Genomic DNA, 3,164 nt, shown 5'->3' with positions numbered 1-3,164 from the left:
GACGGCGAGCCGCCCGGCCCCGTTCGCGAGCACGTGCCAGTGCCGCCGGGCCAGACAGCCCACGGCCACCAGCACACCGCACGTCAACACGGCCTGCCAGCAGGCACGTCGGCGGCGCGGGGCGGTGGTCGCGGTGAGATCGGGAGGTGCCGTCACGCGCCTCCGCCGCTCTCCGGACCCGGGGCGACGCGGAGGTCCAGCGTGCCGTAGTGGTGGACGGGCCAGTCGTGGGCGTACGCGGGTGGGCGACTACCGGCCGGGGTGAGGTCGGCGACGGGCATACGGCGGGCGGTCCGGTCGATGACGGTCCGGCTGGTGTTGGCGTTGTGGCCCCCGGTCGCGGCGGAGGCGCAGCCCGTGTAGAAGGCGACCGGGATGGCGTCCTGCCCGGTGAGCAGGCAGGGTTTGCGCACGCCGAGGCGGTGGAGTTCGGCGGCGGTGCGGGACCAGTCGCGATGCTGGACGTTCGTACGGCTCACCGTGTGTTCCAGGACGGCGAGTTGTATCGCCAGATGCCCGGCGAGCCCCACCGCGAGCAGGGTCACCGCGACCCGTCGCCACGCTCCGGTCGGCCTGGTGACCAGCTGGACCAGCGCGTCGGCGACCGGGATCGCCACCAGTGCGTAGGCGGGCAGCAGGAAGCGCGGGGCCGCGTAGCCGATCATGAAGAGGTACGGGAAGGCGGCCGTCGCGGCGCAGGCGAGCGGAACGAGGGTGGGCGCGGTGCGCCGGGCGCGGACCGCGACGACCAGTCCGACGACGGCGAGCACGGGCAGCACGAGCCACCAGACGTCGACCGCCGGGTTGGGCATGGCACTCGTGCAGGGGCGGCACAGGGCGCGTCCGCCCAGGCTGCGCAGCTGGTCGACGACCGCGAGGTGCCAGCCGAGTCCGCCCTCGATCGCCGAGGCGTCGTGCAGCCGCTGCGTCAGGCCGCCGTAGCCGACGTACGCCTCGATCACCCATTCCACGGCGCCGGACGCGAGCCCGGCGAGGAGGACGGCGAGCAGCCGCCAGTGCCGCGCGACGAGGCAGAACGCGAGGAGGGGCAGGGTCACCCACACCGCGTCGGTCGGCCGCATCCACGCCATCAGGGAAGCGGTCGCCGCCAAGCCCCACAGGGCGGCGCGGCCGGAACGGCCGGTCCCGTCGGCGCCCTCGGTCCCGTCGGCGCGGGCCCGCAGGAAGCAGCCCGCTGCGGCCAGGGCGCCCACGGCGACCCAGTAGTTGGGCATGGCCTGCGGGCCGTAGTAGAGCGTCACCCAGAGGGAGGCGAAAAGGGTGCCTGCCAGGGCCAGGACGCGGACGGGGAACAGGGTGCGCCAGGTGCGCAGCGCGAGGAAGAGGGCGAGGCCGGAGAGGGCGGCGAGGTAGACGCGCAGCAGGGTGGTGGACGAGGACCAGGAGGTAATGGGTGCGACCAGGAGGGAGATGCCACGGGCCCGGGGCGCGCTGAAGAAGGCGGCGGGGGCGTGGGCGCTGATCTGGCTGACGTACACGGTCTCGTCCCAGCCGAGGCCCAACCCGGGGCGTACGAGGACCAGTTGGGCCAGGGTGAAGGCGGCGGCCACCAGCGCGAGGGGGTACTCCGCGCGGCCGGACGCGATCGGCGCTCGGAGCCGTCGGGTCCCGGCGAGTGCGGCGTACGTGCTGCCGGACATGACCCACCCTCCCCCCCTACACCTTGTAGGGTTACCGGCACCCTACAGCCCGTAGGACTGGAGACGAGAGCCGGGGGAAAACATGGACAAACTATCCCGCTGCGGGTGTGGCCGCGGCCTGTAATTCAGCCAAGCGACTGACAGCCCAACCGATCCGGCCTCGGGCAGCGGGGGTCGGACACCCGCCAGTCGCAACAGCAGTGCCTTCACCTCGGTGGCCGCGTAGGTTTCCTGCTTCAACTCCGGTTCGGAGCAGGCCTCGACGTCCCGAAGGCAGTCATTGAGTGCGTCGTTCCGCGAGGAGAACGGCGGCCTCAGCAGTGCGGTGGCGACCCCTGTGGCGCCGACAACCGCCAGCTGCGTCTCGCGGAGCCCCAGGGAACGCTGCCATGGGGCGAGGCGGACAAGGCTGGGATGGGTGAAGGCGTGGATGCCTATCTCGTGTGCGGGGTCGTGGCGGCGTTCGCGATCACGGATCCGCTATGGACCGCCTGGCTGGGTACGGCTCCGTCGTGCCCTCGGGCGCCGGTCGCGTCGTCCGAGGCGATGCCGAACAAGTGGTGGGTGTAGCCGTGCAGCAGCAGGGCCGTCGACAGGGTCACCGCGAGCACGCTCAGCAGCAGCCAGTGACTGCGGGGGGGAGGTGATCCGGCGGGTGCGGCTGTGACGGCGGGAGGGACTCGCACTCTCCGGGGACTGAGCGGTGCCGGGTGAGGAGTCGGGTGCGGTCGCCCGGGGTGTGGCGGGGTGCGTGGAGTGCGGCTGCGGCACGAACGGAGAGCTGATCGTGGGGCCGCCCAGCGCGGAGCTGATCAGCAGGGCAACGTAGCCGCCGACGGGGATAGCCGTGCTCCTGCGGGTCGTGGTCGGCCTGGACGGTACCGCCGCCGGCCGCGTCCTCGGCAAGCGCCCAGGAGCGGTGCGCACTTCCGCCCATCGCGGACTGAAACGCCTCGCGCGCCAGCTGGGCGTCGGCAGCGAAGTGGACACGGGTGTGACGGAAGAGGCTTCCCGAACGCTGGTGGAGTCGAAACGAGCAACGACGGCAGCCGAAATGAACATCGACGGCCGCAGTGGGCCGATGTACAGGCACCAGACGGATATGCCGAACGAATCGAACCTGTCGGACAAGAACGGAAGCGGACAGGGGTGAACGGCTGAGCGGCGACGGAGCTCCGGGCCGCCAACGTGTGCACCCTGGTGGCGCCGCGTCCGGCCCGTAGGACGCGCCGGACACCGCCGGACTGGAAGCGACGCTGGACGCCGTCATCGGCGGCAGAGAGCTCGACGCCGAGGCCGAGCAGCGCGCCCTGGTCGCCTTCCGGACCACCCGCAACCCGGGCACGCACCGGGCACGGACCCGGCGCCGGGACAACTGGCGACTGCCCGCGAAGCGGCGTGCCGGGCGACCCGTGAAAACGACGTTCGGCGTGGCGTTCGCCAGCCTGGCCCTGGGTGGCGTCGCGGTCGCGGCCATCGGTTCCGCCGGCTCGTCCACGGACG

At 72.5% G+C, this 3,164-nt stretch carries 3 protein-coding genes and 1 pseudogene; 1 reads left to right on the top strand and 3 read right to left on the bottom strand.

Annotated features, from left to right (window positions below; translation table 11 throughout):
• Nucleotides 1–152 precede the first annotated feature (152 nt).
• Genes R6V09_RS49590 through R6V09_RS49580 form a run of 3 tightly spaced genes read right to left on the bottom strand, consistent with a single transcriptional unit; the run spans nt 153 to nt 2,263 of the window.
• Complete coding sequence (locus R6V09_RS49590) at nt 153–1,661, bottom strand: hypothetical protein (RefSeq protein WP_317888008.1); 1,509 nt, start codon at nt 1,659–1,661, stop codon at nt 153–155.
• 42 nt (nt 1,662–1,703) lie between these two features.
• Nucleotides 1,704–2,093, bottom strand: a complete 390-nt coding sequence (locus R6V09_RS49585) for a hypothetical protein (protein ID WP_317888009.1) — start codon at nt 2,091–2,093, stop codon at nt 1,704–1,706.
• Nucleotides 2,094–2,095: 2 nt separating this feature from the next.
• Nucleotides 2,096–2,263 carry a hypothetical protein gene (locus R6V09_RS49580; RefSeq protein WP_317888007.1) on the bottom strand — a complete coding sequence of 56 codons (168 nt, stop codon included), beginning with the start codon at nt 2,261–2,263 and terminating at the stop codon, nt 2,096–2,098.
• Between the two features lie 242 nt (nt 2,264–2,505).
• On the opposite strand from R6V09_RS49580, the pseudogene R6V09_RS54805 reads away from it, so the two are divergent.
• A pseudogene (locus R6V09_RS54805) lies at nt 2,506–2,691 on the top strand (RNA polymerase sigma factor); the annotation flags it as partial.
• Between the last annotated feature and the right edge of the window lie 473 nt (nt 2,692–3,164).

The sequence above is a fragment of the Streptomyces sp. W16 genome (genome assembly GCF_033194735.1).
Lineage (GTDB): Bacteria > Actinomycetota > Actinomycetes > Streptomycetales > Streptomycetaceae > Streptomyces.
Note: the sequence above shows the minus strand (reverse complement) of the source record. Positions and strands in the feature narration are given on the sequence as shown.